Genomic DNA, 254 nt, shown 5'->3' with positions numbered 1-254 from the left:
GGACGAGCGCCCAGGGCGGTCTGTCGCGGATGCCGCCGCCGATGTCCTGGCCGTGGTCGACGCAGTCGGCGTGGAGCGCTTCGTGACCATCGGCACCTCCGGCGGCGGCCCCCACGCCCTCGCCCTGGCAGCGCTGGCCGGTGATCGCGCCACCTCCGTCGTCACGCTCGCGGGGATCGCCCCGTTCGACCGGTCGCCCGACTGGTTCTCGGGGATGGCCGATCCGGGCGGTCTGCGGGCGGCGCTGTCCGGAC

General features: G+C 76.0%; 1 protein-coding gene. It reads left to right on the top strand.

Annotated elements, in window-relative coordinates; all coding sequences use genetic code 11:
• Positions 1-52: 52 nt before the first annotated feature.
• The coding region (locus SB773_RS33240) for a hypothetical protein (RefSeq protein ID WP_486304327.1) at positions 53-254 on the top strand (202 nt) is incomplete at its 3' end.

Source organism: Bacillus sp. SIMBA_074 (genome assembly GCF_046534555.1).
GTDB classification, from domain to species: Bacteria; Bacillota; Bacilli; order Bacillales; family Bacillaceae_G; genus Bacillus_A; species Bacillus_A mycoides.
The sequence above is the reverse complement of the archived record's forward strand: the minus strand, read 5'-3'. Positions and strand labels throughout refer to the sequence as shown.